Genomic DNA, 11,924 nt, shown 5'->3' on the forward strand with positions numbered 1-11,924 from the left:
CATTGAGGCATGAGCCCTACCGAGCCGTATCACGCAGATCACTTGGCATGGATGGGCCTTGCCCTGGATGAAGCACGGCGCGCCTTGGAAACCGACGATGTTCCGATCGGGGCTGTCATCCTGGGGCCCGACGGCGGCGTGCTGGGTTCCGGGCGAAACGAACGGGAGGCGCACGGGGACCCGACCGCGCACGCGGAGGTTGTGGCTATCCGGCAGGCGGCCGCCGCACTGCGCCGGCGGGCTGCTGAATCCGGAGCTGACGGCGACGGATGGCGGCTTGAGGATTGCACGCTCGTGGTCACCTTGGAACCGTGTGCAATGTGCGCCGGTGCAATTGTCCTGGCCCGGATTCCGCGGGTCGTATTCGGCGCGTGGGATGAGAAGGCCGGGGCCGTCGGATCGGTGTTCGACATTCTCCGTGAACGCCGCCTGAACCACTGGGTGGAGGTCTACGCGGGTGTGCGCGAGGAAGAATGCTCAGGCTTGCTGAGGGATTTTTTTGCCGCTCACCGGGTGCCCTGAGCCCGGTCCGCCCGCGAGATGGCACTTAATGCCAATCGGAGGCCTCGGGATTGGCATTAACTGTCATCTCGATGGCCTTAAGAACGGTCCGGGCAGTAGTCTCCCAGCTCTGAAGCCGCCCACGGGCTGCCAAGGCCGCGTCCCGCCACGTCCGGCGTAGCTCCGCGTCAGTGAGCCACGTCCTGAGCGTTTCGGCCAAGGCTCCGGGGGCGTCGGGATCCAAGGCAGCTCCTGCACCGCTCCCACCCAACGCCTCCACGGCACCGGTCCCCTGCCGTACCAGCACCGGAACTCCATGCGCCAGTGACTCGACAACCACCATGCCGAACGTCTCGGATGTGGAGATCAGCACACTGAGGTCGGCCATGTGCCATTGGTCCTCGAGGGCTTCCCCTCCCAGCTCACCGGTGAAGGTCACCCGGTTTTCCAGTCCGTGATGTTCGACGGCGGCCCGCACCTTCGCTGCGTAGGCCGGGTCCGCAGCCAGCGAACCAACCAGTACCGCGCTCCACGGCAGGTCCGTCAATTGACTGAGCGCTTCGACGAGCATTGTCTGTTGCTTGTTGGGCAGCAACGCTGACACGGCCACGATGCGCAGCGGATCCGAGCCGGCCGCGATGATCCCCGGCTCAACTCCGGGCCTTGCTACGGCGATCTCCAGTTCCCCGTGCCTGCTAAGCAGCTCGCTGGCCGCATGCTCGCTTGGGCAGATCACGCCGCTGGCTGCAGCAAGCGCCTTCCCCTCGAGTTGCGGGTGATCCGCCAGCGCCATGTGCGACAGGATCCAGGTGTTGGTTCCCGAAAGGACCGCGGCCGCCACTTCATCAGGCGCCCCGCTCGCAACCAGGCCGTCGGCAATCACTGTTGTGCCGCCGTCGAGCGCTTGCGCGAAACGTTTCCGGTCCGCTTCGCTGCCCACCGGCCAGTCGCCGTCGACGGTTACTGTCTCAACCTGAGCGCCGAGAGCGGTCAGGTGCTGTGCGAGCGCGGCGTTGTATTTGTTGCCGCCGGACCCGTGCCGGACGTTGCCCGGGACGACGAAGCGGATGTCCACGTGCCTGGCCTAGTTGCCCGGGAGCTCCAGTGAGTAGCCCGCCCAAGCGTCCGGGTTTTCGCGCAGGACAACGTCGATGCCGGACAGCGCGGGACCGTCCTCGGTGCCCTTAATGCGGGCTGCCATGACGTCGGCAATGTGCTTGGCGAGCGCTTCCGTGGTGGAGAGCTTGCCCTTGAACGCCGGGTGTTCGTCCAGGTTCTTGTAGTTCAGGTCGGCGAGGATTTCCTCGAGGATGCCGCCGGCGGCGCCGATGTCCAGCACGATTGCGTCGTCGTTAAGTTCACGACGGCGGAACGTCACCTCGGCGACGAAGGTGGCCCCATGCAGGCCCTGGGCCGGGCCAAATGCCTCCCGGGGAAGGCTGTGGGCGACCATGAAATGGCGTCGAACGGTCAGGCTGAACATGTCTTATTCCTCCGGCTGCGGGTAGGCGACCACGTGGCAGAAGCCACCGGGCCGTTCGAACAACTTAACAAGCATGCTGGGCAGGTTCTGGAACGTGCACTCACTGGTGATGAACGTGTCGAAGAGCGGGTCCTTCAGCTGGTTCGCTGCTTCCTGCAGGCGTTGGCTGTTGGTCCTCCGGTGCCTCCTTGGGAGGGCTACGGCGCCCACTTGGCTGGAGCGGATGTTGAGCCGACGGGCGTGGAAATCCTCGCCGAGGGGCAGGATGACTTCCTTGTCGGCGAACCACGAAAGTTCGATCACGTCCGAGTCGTCACCGGCCAGTTGGAGGCTGAGCTTGAGGCCCTCGTCGGAGGCGGAACAGTGGAAGACGATGTCGCAGTCGTCCATGGCTTCAGTTGGGGCTGCGAACCGGATGCCCAGCTTCCGGGCGAGTTCTTCCTTGCCGGGATCGGCGTCCACGAGTTCCAACCGGTCCAGCGGATACTTGCGCAGGAGCGTCGCCAGGACGCCACCCACCAAACCGCCGCCGACGACGGCAACACGATCACCAAGCCGCGGGCCGGCTTCCCAAATAGCGTTGATGGCGACTTCCACAATGCCGGTCAGTACAGCACGCCGTGCCGGGACATCCTCCGGGATGGCAGTGAGCTGGCTGGCGGGAAGGACAAAGTAATCCTGATGCGGGTGGAGTGCGAAGACAGTCTTGCCCAGCCATCCTTCCGGGCCTTGCTCCACGACGCCAACGTTCAGGTAGCCGTATTTCACCGGGCCCGGGAAGTCGCCTTCCTGGTGGGGCGCGTGCATCAGGTCCGCAACCCGCTCCGGAACGCGACCCTCGTGCACCACGCGCTCCGTCCCCCGGCTGACGCCCGAGTACAGCGTTCGGACCAGCGCTTCGCCGTCCTGCGGGGCTTCGATGGCTTCCCTACGGAGTTCCCCGTGGCCCGATTCCGTAACCCAGTAGGCCTGCGCTGTGTCCGGGCGGTGCTCGCCCTGGTCCTGAGAGATCGTCATGATGCTTATGAATCTATCGTTGCTGTGCGCGGGACGGAAGTTGACCCTTGATCCGTCCCTGCGGAGACGGCCGTTTTGGGGAACAGGGCCCTACTCCGGTACCCTATTTCAGTTGGTGACGTGTCCGAGCGGCCGAAGGTGCAACACTCGAAATGTTGTTTGGTGTAACAGCCAACGTGGGTTCAAATCCCACCGTCACCGCCATATAGCGAGGCCCCGGTTCCCTTTGTTTACAAGGGAACCGGGGCCTTTTGCTTTGCTCGAATCAGGCTGGTGGGCACAGCTCCTTGGCGCGGTGCTGATCTACGCGGGTTTCGCGGCACAAGAGCACTGCCTTACCAGCTCATGCGGCGGCGCGAGCATGAATTTCTGGGCCTGCCGCCGATGGACTGAAGAATTCGGGCTTAGCTGGCTACTCGCCGGCCGGTCTGATTCTGTGACTTGACTGTGTAGTTAGGTGTCCGCTTGATCGGAGTGACGGTAGACCTGGTGATCGGTGGCAACTTCATTTCAGACAGCCGCTTCTGAGCGGGCGAAGTCTTCCGGTTCAACTGCTCGTCCAGGGTAACCTTCAGCCGTGCTGCCAGAATCTCACGGCGCAATTTCTTGAACACCTGTTCTTTGCGAGCTCTGTCTTTATCTGTCTGCGGAGCCATCTGCCTCCTCCCGCTGGTTCCTGGACTGGTTCTTGTCCTCATTCTCTCCCGTAACAGGAGGGTCGTCTACGTTATAGAAACTCCGAACAATAGCCTTCTCTTCCTCATTAAGGCCGTTGAGCTTGGAAGCCTCGTCGATGAGTTGCTCAATGCTATCGTCCTGCATCTCAGTGTCGGTGACTTCCCACACGGCATCCAGGAGTTCTTTGTCTTTCGGAGTAGCCAACTCGCTTCGGGCAAGAAGATCCAGCATTCCGGTCCCGTAGGAATACATCTCATCGTTATCTGACGCGGATGCCTCCAGCGCCCATTGGGTCCTGCGCCACCACTCCGACCGGGCATCGGCCTCGCGTTTTTGCCTGATGGTCCACCAACCGATCAGGAACGCCACGACGGCCGCCAAGAGTGTCGCATAGGAACCAAAGGCGCCCCAAACCTGCCAGTCCTGTGCCGGACCCGGCTTCAAGCCTTCAAGCGCCGCGACCACCCGGTCGACTATCTGCTGTATCTGCTGCTCGTCCATATGGCCGGTGCCGTTGGGCTATTTCACTTCGTCGGCGTGCTTGGCGATCGCATTGGCAATGACCTTGCAGCCTTCCGGATTCACCGCGCCCAGGATAGGGGCCGCAAAGTTAAGTATTCCGTTCAAGCGCAGGGTGCTGACCAATTCCAGTTCAGCTTCAAATTGTTTGGGCAGCTTGCCGTCTTCCCGGAGAAGATACTCAGGGCCGACCTCATAGAGAGGCGGAAGATCGAAATCGGGCACTTATCCAACTCTCAGTCGTTGCTGCCAACATGCCTCCATAGCTCACCGGCCCCAAAGAGAAAACCGGCAGGCACTTCAAGTCATGTGTGTTTCCGCAGAAACACCAGCGCCAAAGCATCGAACATGACAATACCAACAGCCCGGCAGCAACCGAGCCAGATGCTGCAGTTGTCCACAATGCGGCGAAAGACATGACGTGTTCGCTGACCACGGCGGCCACGACTGCATCCCCGCCGTTGCCGCCCAGGGCACCTACTGCGCTTACCTGTAGCGACGAAATGGACGCAATTCCCGCGTCACGGATTCCCGGATGTCCGCACTTGCACATAAGTGAGGGGCTTCCAGCCGAGCTGCGAAGCCCGATCTTTGCACTTCGCAGGATGTAGGTACAGCACCCGCCCCATGCGAACACCACTTTGGAGGGCATCATCAACTCGCTTAAGCCACGTGCACCGGCATCGGAAACGAGCAAGCCACAGCCCGCCAGCCTGATCCAAAGGGTAATTCGGCAACCCATGTGGGTGGCAGTGTTGTTGGGACTCCTTGCCTTGGAGTTTCGGGCATCCGGCGTTCAGCGCGCAAACGATGTGTTTATCGACGAAGTGACCTACGCAGACTTGGCTGGGCAGATAGCAGATGGCCACATGCCATCCATTCTGGGCAAACCCTTTTTCCTTCATCCCCCAGGCTCCTACGCTCTCAACGCTTTGGTCATGCGCCTATGCGGCCTTGAAGGACACCCCTTGGATCTGGCCTTGCAACTGCGCTGGGTCAACACTGTCCTCGGAACAGTGACAGTGGTTGTCTGTTTTCTTGTGGTCCGCCGTCTGGTTGGGACGGGGCCCGCTGCGCTGGCCGGCATCGTCCTGGCCAGTGACCCCTTTGTGCTGCGCATGGACGGGCGGCTCATGATGGAGCCACCCGCTGGCCTGGCAGTCCTTTCAGGGTGGCTCCTGGTGTTGCTGTTGGTTAATCGCAAGTGGCGGGCCGCACGCCTGTGGCTTGAGATCTGCGCCGGACTGGTCTTCGGGCTCGCCATCGTCACGAAAGATATGACCGTAGTGTTCACGGTGGTCCCGCTGCTGCTCGGCGTGTTCTGGCGCAACACCGTTCCCCCGCTGACCGCCATGAGAGTCATCGCCGCGGCCATGGTCCCTTACGCAATTTATCTTGGTTGGATTACCGCCAGCGGGCTGCTGCCGCAGTTCGTGGACCAGAAGTCGGTGGGTGTCCTGAGGATGGCCGGCGCTGTCCAGATGAGCGGCTTTAATTCAGTGCCGGGTGTCACCTTGACGGACCGGCTTATGGACATGGTGGGCCGGTTCGGAACCAGCTATGTACTGTTGGGGCTTTCGATTGTTGCTGGTGCAATCGCCGCCTTTTCCCCTCTGGCGGAACGTCGCGTGATCGGTTTGTTCTCTCTGCTGACGGGTTTGGTAGGTATCTACTCGGTCTTCTTTGGAGCGGCAGAGGAACAATTCGGCTACTGCGTGGTGCTGGCGGCACTGGCGTCAACGCCCGTGGCGGTCATGATGGTGGTCGACTGGCTCCCCCGGCTTCGCTGGACCGCCGTCACGGCCTCCACATTGATGGTCGTGCTCAGTCTCGCGCTGGGGATACAGGCCAGGTCAGTCGTGGATGACGGCCTTGTCCGTGCACGGGATTGGATGAACACCGAACTGCCCGTGTCCTCGAAGGTGGGCCTGACCTCCGTGACAGGCGAGTTCGCGTTACTGCCGCATGAAAGTTGGGAAGTCCTGCCATCCCTGCAGTCCCTCAGGGATGGAGGTGCCCAGTACGTTCTGACCCAAGGACGGCAGTTGGGCGAGGGCTACGGCTTTGCGGCACCTGAGCTTCTGGACTGGCTCAAAAACAACGCACGGCCCGTTTTCACATTCACCGGCCCGACGTCCGGGGACACGGTCGTTTGGCAGTTGGACCGAACAAAACTCGACGCCGCGGTGGCCGGAGGACTGATTCTCCCCCCGATCAGCGGCGGGTACCGGTGAATCGCCGGATCCTCTCGACTGTGTTGGCGGTGACGATGGCAAGTGCGGGCGCCGGATGCAGCGTTGGGCCCGATCAGGGCATTCCGGGCTCCATGTCCTTTGGGGTTTTGGGTGCCACGTGCGCTCCCGATCGACTCGCCGCGCTCCGAGACGCCGGAATTTCCGTGGTTGAGCTGCCGTTGGCCTGGGATCGCTACCAGCCAGTGGATAGGCGCGTGGACCGCCACTATGTTGCCCAGGTACAACAACAGCTGGCCGACTGTCGTGACGCCGGCATGCAAGTCGTGCTGTCCCCCGGCATGCACTACCCGCCCAAGTGGGTGCGAAAACTGCCCGGCGGTTCCCTGAAGGGAAGCGCAGGAGGCACTCCCAAAAAAGCCGGGGCCGAGCTGGTGTTCAGCGCCAAGGTCCGGGACGCCGCCCATGAATACATGGCAGGCATCCTTCCGGAGCTGGGATTCAATGGCATCGCAGCCATACGCGTAGGCACGAATGCCGGTGGGGAGCTGGGGTATCCGGGGCCTGACGATGGCGGACGTGAAGGCGAGTTCTGGGCATTTGGTGACGCCCCGCAGTCCGGCAAAGGTCTGGCTGAAGGCGTATCACCGTCCCCAATGCCGGGGTGGGTTCCGGGCTCACAAACATGGAACGGGATTTCAGTGACTGAAGGGCAGGTCCAGGGATGGTGGGACTGGTACGCCCGATCCGTGGTCGATGCGGTGGCATGGCAGATACACGAACTAAGGGAGCTCGGATATCAGGGACGAGTGCACGTGCCGGTTGCCGGCCGCGGGGTCCTGCCGGCGGATAAGGCGAAAGCCATCAAAGGAGGTCTGGACGGGCGGGCCAATCCCGACGGTGCCCAGGAACGGGGCCTGGACTACCCCGCCCAATTCGCGGTCCTGTCAACGTTGCCGGGTGTGGACGTGGATTTCACAGGCCTGGACGACATTTCCGCCGTCGAAGCACGCAACGCCTTGCCTCCCCAGGACCAATGCCTCCCCAGCGACGACGAGGATGTGCTGCAGGACAGTGCCTCGTTGTGGTCGTCCCACAGGTACACGAGCGCCTTGGCCCGACGCGCCGGCCTGGGATTGGTGGGGGAAAACCCCGGCCCGGCGGACTGGCCATTTACGGGAGGTTCGCCGCGCTCAGACAGCCTTTCCGATCAGCTGCGAAGAGCCCCGCGATATGCCAAGGAATGCGGCATGACGATGTTCTTGTTTGGCTTCGAAGCATGTTTGTTCGAGGAGGGAGAACATGGCGAAGGCAGGGTCACCGTGAATGACTACAAAAAAGCCATCCAAGAAACCCGAGCCCTGCAGTACCCGGAACGATCCCGAAAACCGCCAGTCTAAATCTCCTGGATAATCCGCCGGCCGTCCGTGTCCAGGCGCTTGCCCATGTGCTTCGGTGTCCGCAGCACAATTGACCGGTCGGCGATCTCCACGTAGGGCAGCTGCTCGCCGAGTTGGCGCTCCAGCACAGCCATGTCCTCGACTCCGCGCAACCACACCGCCATCGCGATGGAGTGCGTGCCTCCCGTCGTGACAACCAGCCTCGCTTCGTTCAATCCGGCCAGGCTGGCGGCGACAATGTCGACCTTCGACGCCGGGGCGCTCAGGAAGTACCAGACGCAGACCGGCCAGGGTGAGGATGTCCGCGCCAGTTCCAGCCGGACCACCACCCTTTGCGAACCCAGGACGTTGGCCAGCGCGGTCTTTGCCCTTGTAGGGCTGATACGCAGCAATCGGGCAAGGTCGGCCACGGACGCCCTGCCGTCCATCAGCAGGATCCCGGCCAAATCCTTCTCGACCTCGGCACTGACTGCCGAGGCCCGCGGAGTTGGCAACGGCACAGCCCTTTCGAGCGCCCGCACTTCGTCAGTCGCCAAGGACCTCAGACGCCACTTCCGTGCATCCGTGATCATCCTGGTGACCCGGTGCGTACGCGTGCTGGTGATCCCCTCCACTGCGGGAATCCGGTCCAGGAGGAACGTGGAAAGTTCGGCGTCGGTACTGCAGAAGACCGTAAGAATAAGGTCGCGGGCTCCGGCGGTTTGGTCGACGGAAACCACCTCCCGGTCGCGGACCAGATCTTGAATGACTGCCGACATCATGGACGGCGCACACGTGACGTCGATGATGGCACCAACAAACCTGGCCCCGGATCCTTTGTAGGACGTCATCCAGGCGAGCCCTCGGTCCTGAAGGACGTTCCACCTTCGTGCAAGCGTGACGGCGTCGGCGCCAACCACTGGAGCCAAAGCCGTCCATGGTGCCCTGGGCCTCACTTGGAGGGCATGCAAAAGCCTCAGGTCACGCTCGTCGAAATCGAAATCCTGCATGGGCAGTCCGTTTTTCCCACTTTCCTGCATCTTCGGTGAATCCAATCATGCTCTTCCTAGGTTTGGGCCGCTCGCCCCGACCCTGAAAGGCAACGTGTGGAACCCCCAACCACTGCAGCCGCCGACTCCCCCAATGCCCGCGACAATCACCTGATAGAACTCGTCCGGCAAGGACACCTGTCCGCATTCGATGAACTTTACAGACGCCATAAAAATGCAGCCGTTTACGTGGCACGCAGGGAGGCAGACAACCTCAGCGACGTGGACGATGTTGTTGCCGAAGCCTTCCTGGCCGTACTCGTGGCCTTGGAAGCCGGCAAAGGACCGAACGCGTACTTCCGCTCCTATGTGCTGACCACGACGCGCCGGATGGCCCACCAACGCAACGCCGGCGCCAGGCGCCGGGCGGCCTTTGACCGGGACAGGGCGCTCGCGCAAACAAGCCAGGAGGCAGACGCCTTCGTCGCACTGTTCGAATCAGCCACCCTGCTGCGGGCCTTCCGTTCGCTCCCCACCCGATGGCAACGGGTGCTGTGGTGCGTGGACATTGAGGGGATGAGGCACACCGAGGCGGGAGAATACGTGGGGGTGAACCCCAACGGAGTTGCCTCACTCCTGATCCGTGCCCGCGAGGGTCTCCGCCAGGCGTATCTCCAGGCACACGTCCGCCAGCCCGCCGGCAAAGGCTGTTCCGAAATCTCGCAGCTTCTGGCGCGGTTGGCGCGGGACTCGGCGACCGCCGCCGGCAGGAGGCGGGCAGAAAGCCACCTGGCGGGCTGCCTGCACTGCGCCGAGGCACTGTCCGAGCTTCTGGAGATCGAACGCACCCTGAGGCCGTCCTCGCATGAACACTCCGCCCGCCCTTTCCAGAAATCCCGATAGAATCGGAGGTGCCCAAGCAGCCGGCCAACACAGGGAGGACACAGTGCGCACTCTGCAGCACCGGACTCCCTTCCATGCCTTGCGCTCTTCGGCGATCGCCACGGTGATCGTGCTGCTGGCCGCAAGTGCCCACGTTGCCGGCGGCGGTGAACTCCCCACGTTCCCGGTCCTCTTGGCGCTGGTTGCCGTAACGGGCCTGGCCACCACCTTCGCTTCCCGGTTCAAGCTGAACCTGGTGGCTATGTCCGCGCTTCTGGGCGCGAGCCAGTTCGTCCTGCACGACGCTTTCAGCGCCTTTGCACCGGTGGGTGCTGCCGGACCACAAGGCAGTCACCACGCGGGAACCGAGCTCCTGACACCCGCCTTGGACCCCGCTGCCCACCTTCATGATCCGGGAACTGCCGCCGGAGCCCTCATGCTGGTGGCCCACGCTCTGGCCACCGTCGCGTCCGCAGTTGCCTTGTCGAAGGGCGAGGATGCGCTGTGGCAGCTTGCAGCCTGGCTCCGGCCGCTTGCTGTACTGCCCACGCTGCTTTTCAAGCCCGACGCCGGCGCCACGCCACTCGCCGTCGGCGCACCCGTGGTTTTCATCCCCCGCCCGTGGCGCAACCTCAGGCAAGACAGCCGGCGCGGCCCGCCGGCCGCCGTCGTGCATTCCTGACTCCGCCCGGCACCCACAGTTCACAACAAGCAAAAGCCTTGTGAGGTGACGGGCTAAAAACCTGTACCCGGCGCCGCTTTAGAGGCGCACCTTGAAAGGCATTCCCATGAACAAGCCCGTACTCCGCCGTGCCCTGTCCACGACCGCCGCAGCCGGTGCCACCGCTGCCCTGATGATGGCCGGACTGGCCGGGGCGTCCGCACACGTCGGCGCCGATCCGAACAAGACCGCCGCGAACTCCTACGCGCTGGTCACCTTTGGCATTCCGCACGGCTGCGATACCTCCCCCACCACGAAGGTGACCATCACGCTGCCTGAGGAACTGACGGACGCGCAGCCCACGGTGAACCCCAACTGGACTGTTGAGAAGGTGACCGAAACCCTCGACGCACCGAAGAAGCTGGACGACGGGACCAGCATCACCAAGCGCACCGGCCAGATCGTCTACACGGCCAAGACCCCGCTGGATCCGCACCTGCGGGATGCCTTGGTGTTGTCGGTCAAACTGCCTGACGCGGCGGGCAAGACCATCTACTTCCCCACGCTGCAGACCTGCGAGCAGGGCCAGGTGGATTGGTCCGAAGTTCCCAAGGCTGGCCAGAAAGAGGATGGCCTCAAGTCTCCTGCCCCCTCGGTGACCATCACCCCCGCCGACTCGTCCGGCGACCACCACGGCGCGTCAACGGAAACCACTGAGCAGGCCGCTTCCGTGACCAGCGACGACTCGACCGCACTTGGTTGGGCCGGTTTGATCGCCGGCTTGGCCGGCTTGGTTCTGGGAGGCGCGGCGTTCCTCCGCAGCCGGACCGCAAAGACGGGCACAACAACCAAGTAACGCTGCACGGTTGGCGCCCGGAAGATCACAATCCGGGCGCCAATCCGTCGCGGTCGCCGTGGCTCAATTGACTCCCGCCACGGCCGCAGCAAGGCTGGTGCCCATGTGGACTCAGCGCATCAAGACCGGACTTTTGACGACGACGGCGGCTGCCTCGCTGCTGATGCTGGCCGCCTGCGGGCCCAGCCCGAGCCCTTCGGGGACCAGTAGCGCACCGCCAAGTTCATCCACGCCGTCCGCTTCGCCCTCGCAGTCGTCGACGTCGGCTGCTCCGTCCGGAAGCACCTCACCGTCGGCAGCCCCCACGTCCGCCGCTCCGGCCGCGCCCGCCTTGTGCAAGGCGGACTCGTTGACTGCAACAACGGACGCCACCGGTGGCGGCGCTGCCGGAAGCATCTACGAGAAACTGATTCTGACCAACTCAGGCCCGGCAACCTGTGTCCTGGAAGGCTTCGCCGGGGTGTCCCTCACGGCCAACGCCACGGGAGATCCCATTGGCGAACCGGCCACGCGGGAAACAACCACGCCCGTCACTAAGATCGAGCTGGCCCCCGGCAAGTCCGCATGGGCGGAGCTTCGGTACACGCAGGCCGGGAACTACGGCGACTGCACCAAGGTCCCGGCAGCGGGATACCGCATCTACCCGCCCGAAGACACAGCATCCCTGTTCGTCGCCGAACCCCACGATGCCTGCAGCAACATGGGGATCAAGCTCTTGAGCATCACCGCATTCCAAGCGGTCTAAACCGCCTCCCACGGGCCGGGCT

General features: G+C 63.3%; 14 protein-coding genes and 1 tRNA gene. 8 read left to right on the forward strand and 7 right to left on the reverse strand.

The annotated features are described in order from the left end of the window. Positions 1–9 precede the first annotated feature (9 nt). Positions 10–522 (forward strand): nucleoside deaminase, encoded by a 513-nt coding sequence (locus HMI59_RS17620; RefSeq protein ID WP_193592027.1) that lies wholly within the window; start codon positions 10–12, stop codon positions 520–522. A gap of 25 nt (positions 523–547) precedes the next feature. On the opposite strand, the gene HMI59_RS17625 is transcribed toward HMI59_RS17620, so the two are convergent. Genes HMI59_RS17625 through HMI59_RS17635 form a run of 3 tightly spaced genes read right to left on the reverse strand, consistent with a single transcriptional unit; the run spans position 548 to position 3,001 of the window. Continuing rightward, positions 548–1,576: a glycosyltransferase family 4 protein gene (locus HMI59_RS17625; RefSeq protein WP_193592028.1), complete on the reverse strand. Its 1,029-nt coding sequence runs from the start codon at positions 1,574–1,576 to the stop codon at positions 548–550. A gap of 9 nt (positions 1,577–1,585) precedes the next feature. After that, the gene (locus HMI59_RS17630; protein WP_193592029.1) at positions 1,586–1,984 is read right to left on the reverse strand and encodes a 6-carboxytetrahydropterin synthase; all 399 of its coding nucleotides are present in this window, start codon (positions 1,982–1,984) and stop codon (positions 1,586–1,588) included. 3 nt (positions 1,985–1,987) lie between these two features. Then, entirely contained in the window at positions 1,988–3,001 is a 1,014-nt protein-coding gene (locus HMI59_RS17635; RefSeq protein ID WP_193592030.1) for a zinc-binding alcohol dehydrogenase, read from the reverse strand. A gap of 114 nt (positions 3,002–3,115) precedes the next feature. Here HMI59_RS17635 and HMI59_RS17640 point away from each other — a divergent pair. Beyond that, positions 3,116–3,205: transfer RNA gene (locus tag HMI59_RS17640), tRNA-Ser, on the forward strand. A gap of 200 nt (positions 3,206–3,405) precedes the next feature. Here HMI59_RS17640 and HMI59_RS17645 read toward each other — a convergent pair. The 3 genes from HMI59_RS17645 to HMI59_RS17655 are packed head-to-tail and all read right to left on the reverse strand — an operon-like array spanning position 3,406 to position 4,423. After that, positions 3,406–3,657: a hypothetical protein gene (locus tag HMI59_RS17645; RefSeq protein WP_021471549.1), complete on the reverse strand. Its 252-nt coding sequence runs from the start codon at positions 3,655–3,657 to the stop codon at positions 3,406–3,408. Further along, positions 3,638–4,180, reverse strand: coding sequence for a hypothetical protein (locus HMI59_RS17650; protein WP_193592031.1), 543 nt, complete (start codon positions 4,178–4,180; stop codon positions 3,638–3,640). Before HMI59_RS17650 ends, HMI59_RS17645 begins: the two co-directional genes overlap by 20 nt. 18 nt (positions 4,181–4,198) lie before the next feature. Continuing rightward, positions 4,199–4,423, reverse strand: a complete 225-nt coding sequence (locus HMI59_RS17655; protein ID WP_193592032.1) for a hypothetical protein — start codon at positions 4,421–4,423, stop codon at positions 4,199–4,201. A 515-nt stretch (positions 4,424–4,938) separates the two neighbouring features. Here HMI59_RS17655 and HMI59_RS17660 point away from each other — a divergent pair. Both HMI59_RS17660 and HMI59_RS17665 read left to right on the forward strand, forming a co-directional pair. Beyond that, on the forward strand, positions 4,939–6,432 hold the full coding sequence (locus HMI59_RS17660; RefSeq protein WP_193592033.1) for a glycosyltransferase family 39 protein: 1,494 nt from the start codon (positions 4,939–4,941) through the stop codon (positions 6,430–6,432). A 92-nt stretch (positions 6,433–6,524) separates the two neighbouring features. Next, entirely contained in the window at positions 6,525–7,790 is a 1,266-nt protein-coding gene (locus tag HMI59_RS17665; RefSeq protein WP_193592034.1) for a hypothetical protein, read from the forward strand. Here HMI59_RS17665 and HMI59_RS17670 read toward each other — a convergent pair. Further along, positions 7,787–8,779 carry an Lrp/AsnC family transcriptional regulator gene (locus HMI59_RS17670; RefSeq protein WP_193592035.1) on the reverse strand — a complete coding sequence of 331 codons (993 nt, stop codon included), beginning with the start codon at positions 8,777–8,779 and terminating at the stop codon, positions 7,787–7,789. The two genes, HMI59_RS17665 and HMI59_RS17670, sit on opposite strands and share 4 nt — an antisense overlap. Before the next feature lie 96 nt (positions 8,780–8,875). Between HMI59_RS17670 and HMI59_RS17675 the strand changes: the two genes are divergently transcribed. From HMI59_RS17675 to HMI59_RS17690, 4 genes are all read left to right on the forward strand, one after another. Next, entirely contained in the window at positions 8,876–9,661 is a 786-nt protein-coding gene (locus HMI59_RS17675) for an RNA polymerase sigma factor (protein ID WP_193592036.1), read from the forward strand. Between the two features lie 43 nt (positions 9,662–9,704). Further along, complete coding sequence (locus tag HMI59_RS17680) at positions 9,705–10,322, forward strand: hypothetical protein (RefSeq protein ID WP_193592037.1); 618 nt, start codon at positions 9,705–9,707, stop codon at positions 10,320–10,322. Between the two features lie 106 nt (positions 10,323–10,428). Then, entirely contained in the window at positions 10,429–11,157 is a 729-nt protein-coding gene (locus HMI59_RS17685; RefSeq protein ID WP_193592038.1) for a YcnI family protein, read from the forward strand. A gap of 103 nt (positions 11,158–11,260) precedes the next feature. Beyond that, positions 11,261–11,902, forward strand: a complete 642-nt coding sequence (locus HMI59_RS17690; RefSeq protein ID WP_193592039.1) for a DUF4232 domain-containing protein — start codon at positions 11,261–11,263, stop codon at positions 11,900–11,902. Positions 11,903–11,924: the final 22 nt, after the last annotated feature.

Origin of the sequence: Paenarthrobacter sp. YJN-5 (assembly GCF_015040095.1) — a bacterium.
Lineage (GTDB): Bacteria > Actinomycetota > Actinomycetes > Actinomycetales > Micrococcaceae > Arthrobacter > Arthrobacter ureafaciens.

Coding starts and splice junctions, on each gene's coding strand:
- HMI59_RS17620 (WP_193592027.1), top strand. CDS start 10: ATGAGCCCTACCGAGCCGTATCACGCAGATCACTTGGCATGGATGGGC.
- HMI59_RS17630 (WP_193592029.1), bottom strand. CDS start 1,984: ATGTTCAGCCTGACCGTTCGACGCCATTTCATGGTCGCCCACAGCCTT.
- HMI59_RS17635 (WP_193592030.1), bottom strand. CDS start 3,001: ATGACGATCTCTCAGGACCAGGGCGAGCACCGCCCGGACACAGCGCAG.
- HMI59_RS17645 (WP_021471549.1), bottom strand. CDS start 3,657: ATGGCTCCGCAGACAGATAAAGACAGAGCTCGCAAAGAACAGGTGTTC.
- HMI59_RS17650 (WP_193592031.1), bottom strand. CDS start 4,180: ATGGACGAGCAGCAGATACAGCAGATAGTCGACCGGGTGGTCGCGGCG.
- HMI59_RS17660 (WP_193592033.1), top strand. CDS start 4,939: ATGTGGGTGGCAGTGTTGTTGGGACTCCTTGCCTTGGAGTTTCGGGCA.
- HMI59_RS17665 (WP_193592034.1), top strand. CDS start 6,525: ATGTCCTTTGGGGTTTTGGGTGCCACGTGCGCTCCCGATCGACTCGCC.
- HMI59_RS17670 (WP_193592035.1), bottom strand. CDS start 8,779: ATGCAGGATTTCGATTTCGACGAGCGTGACCTGAGGCTTTTGCATGCC.
- HMI59_RS17685 (WP_193592038.1), top strand. CDS start 10,429: ATGAACAAGCCCGTACTCCGCCGTGCCCTGTCCACGACCGCCGCAGCC.
- HMI59_RS17690 (WP_193592039.1), top strand. CDS start 11,261: ATGTGGACTCAGCGCATCAAGACCGGACTTTTGACGACGACGGCGGCT.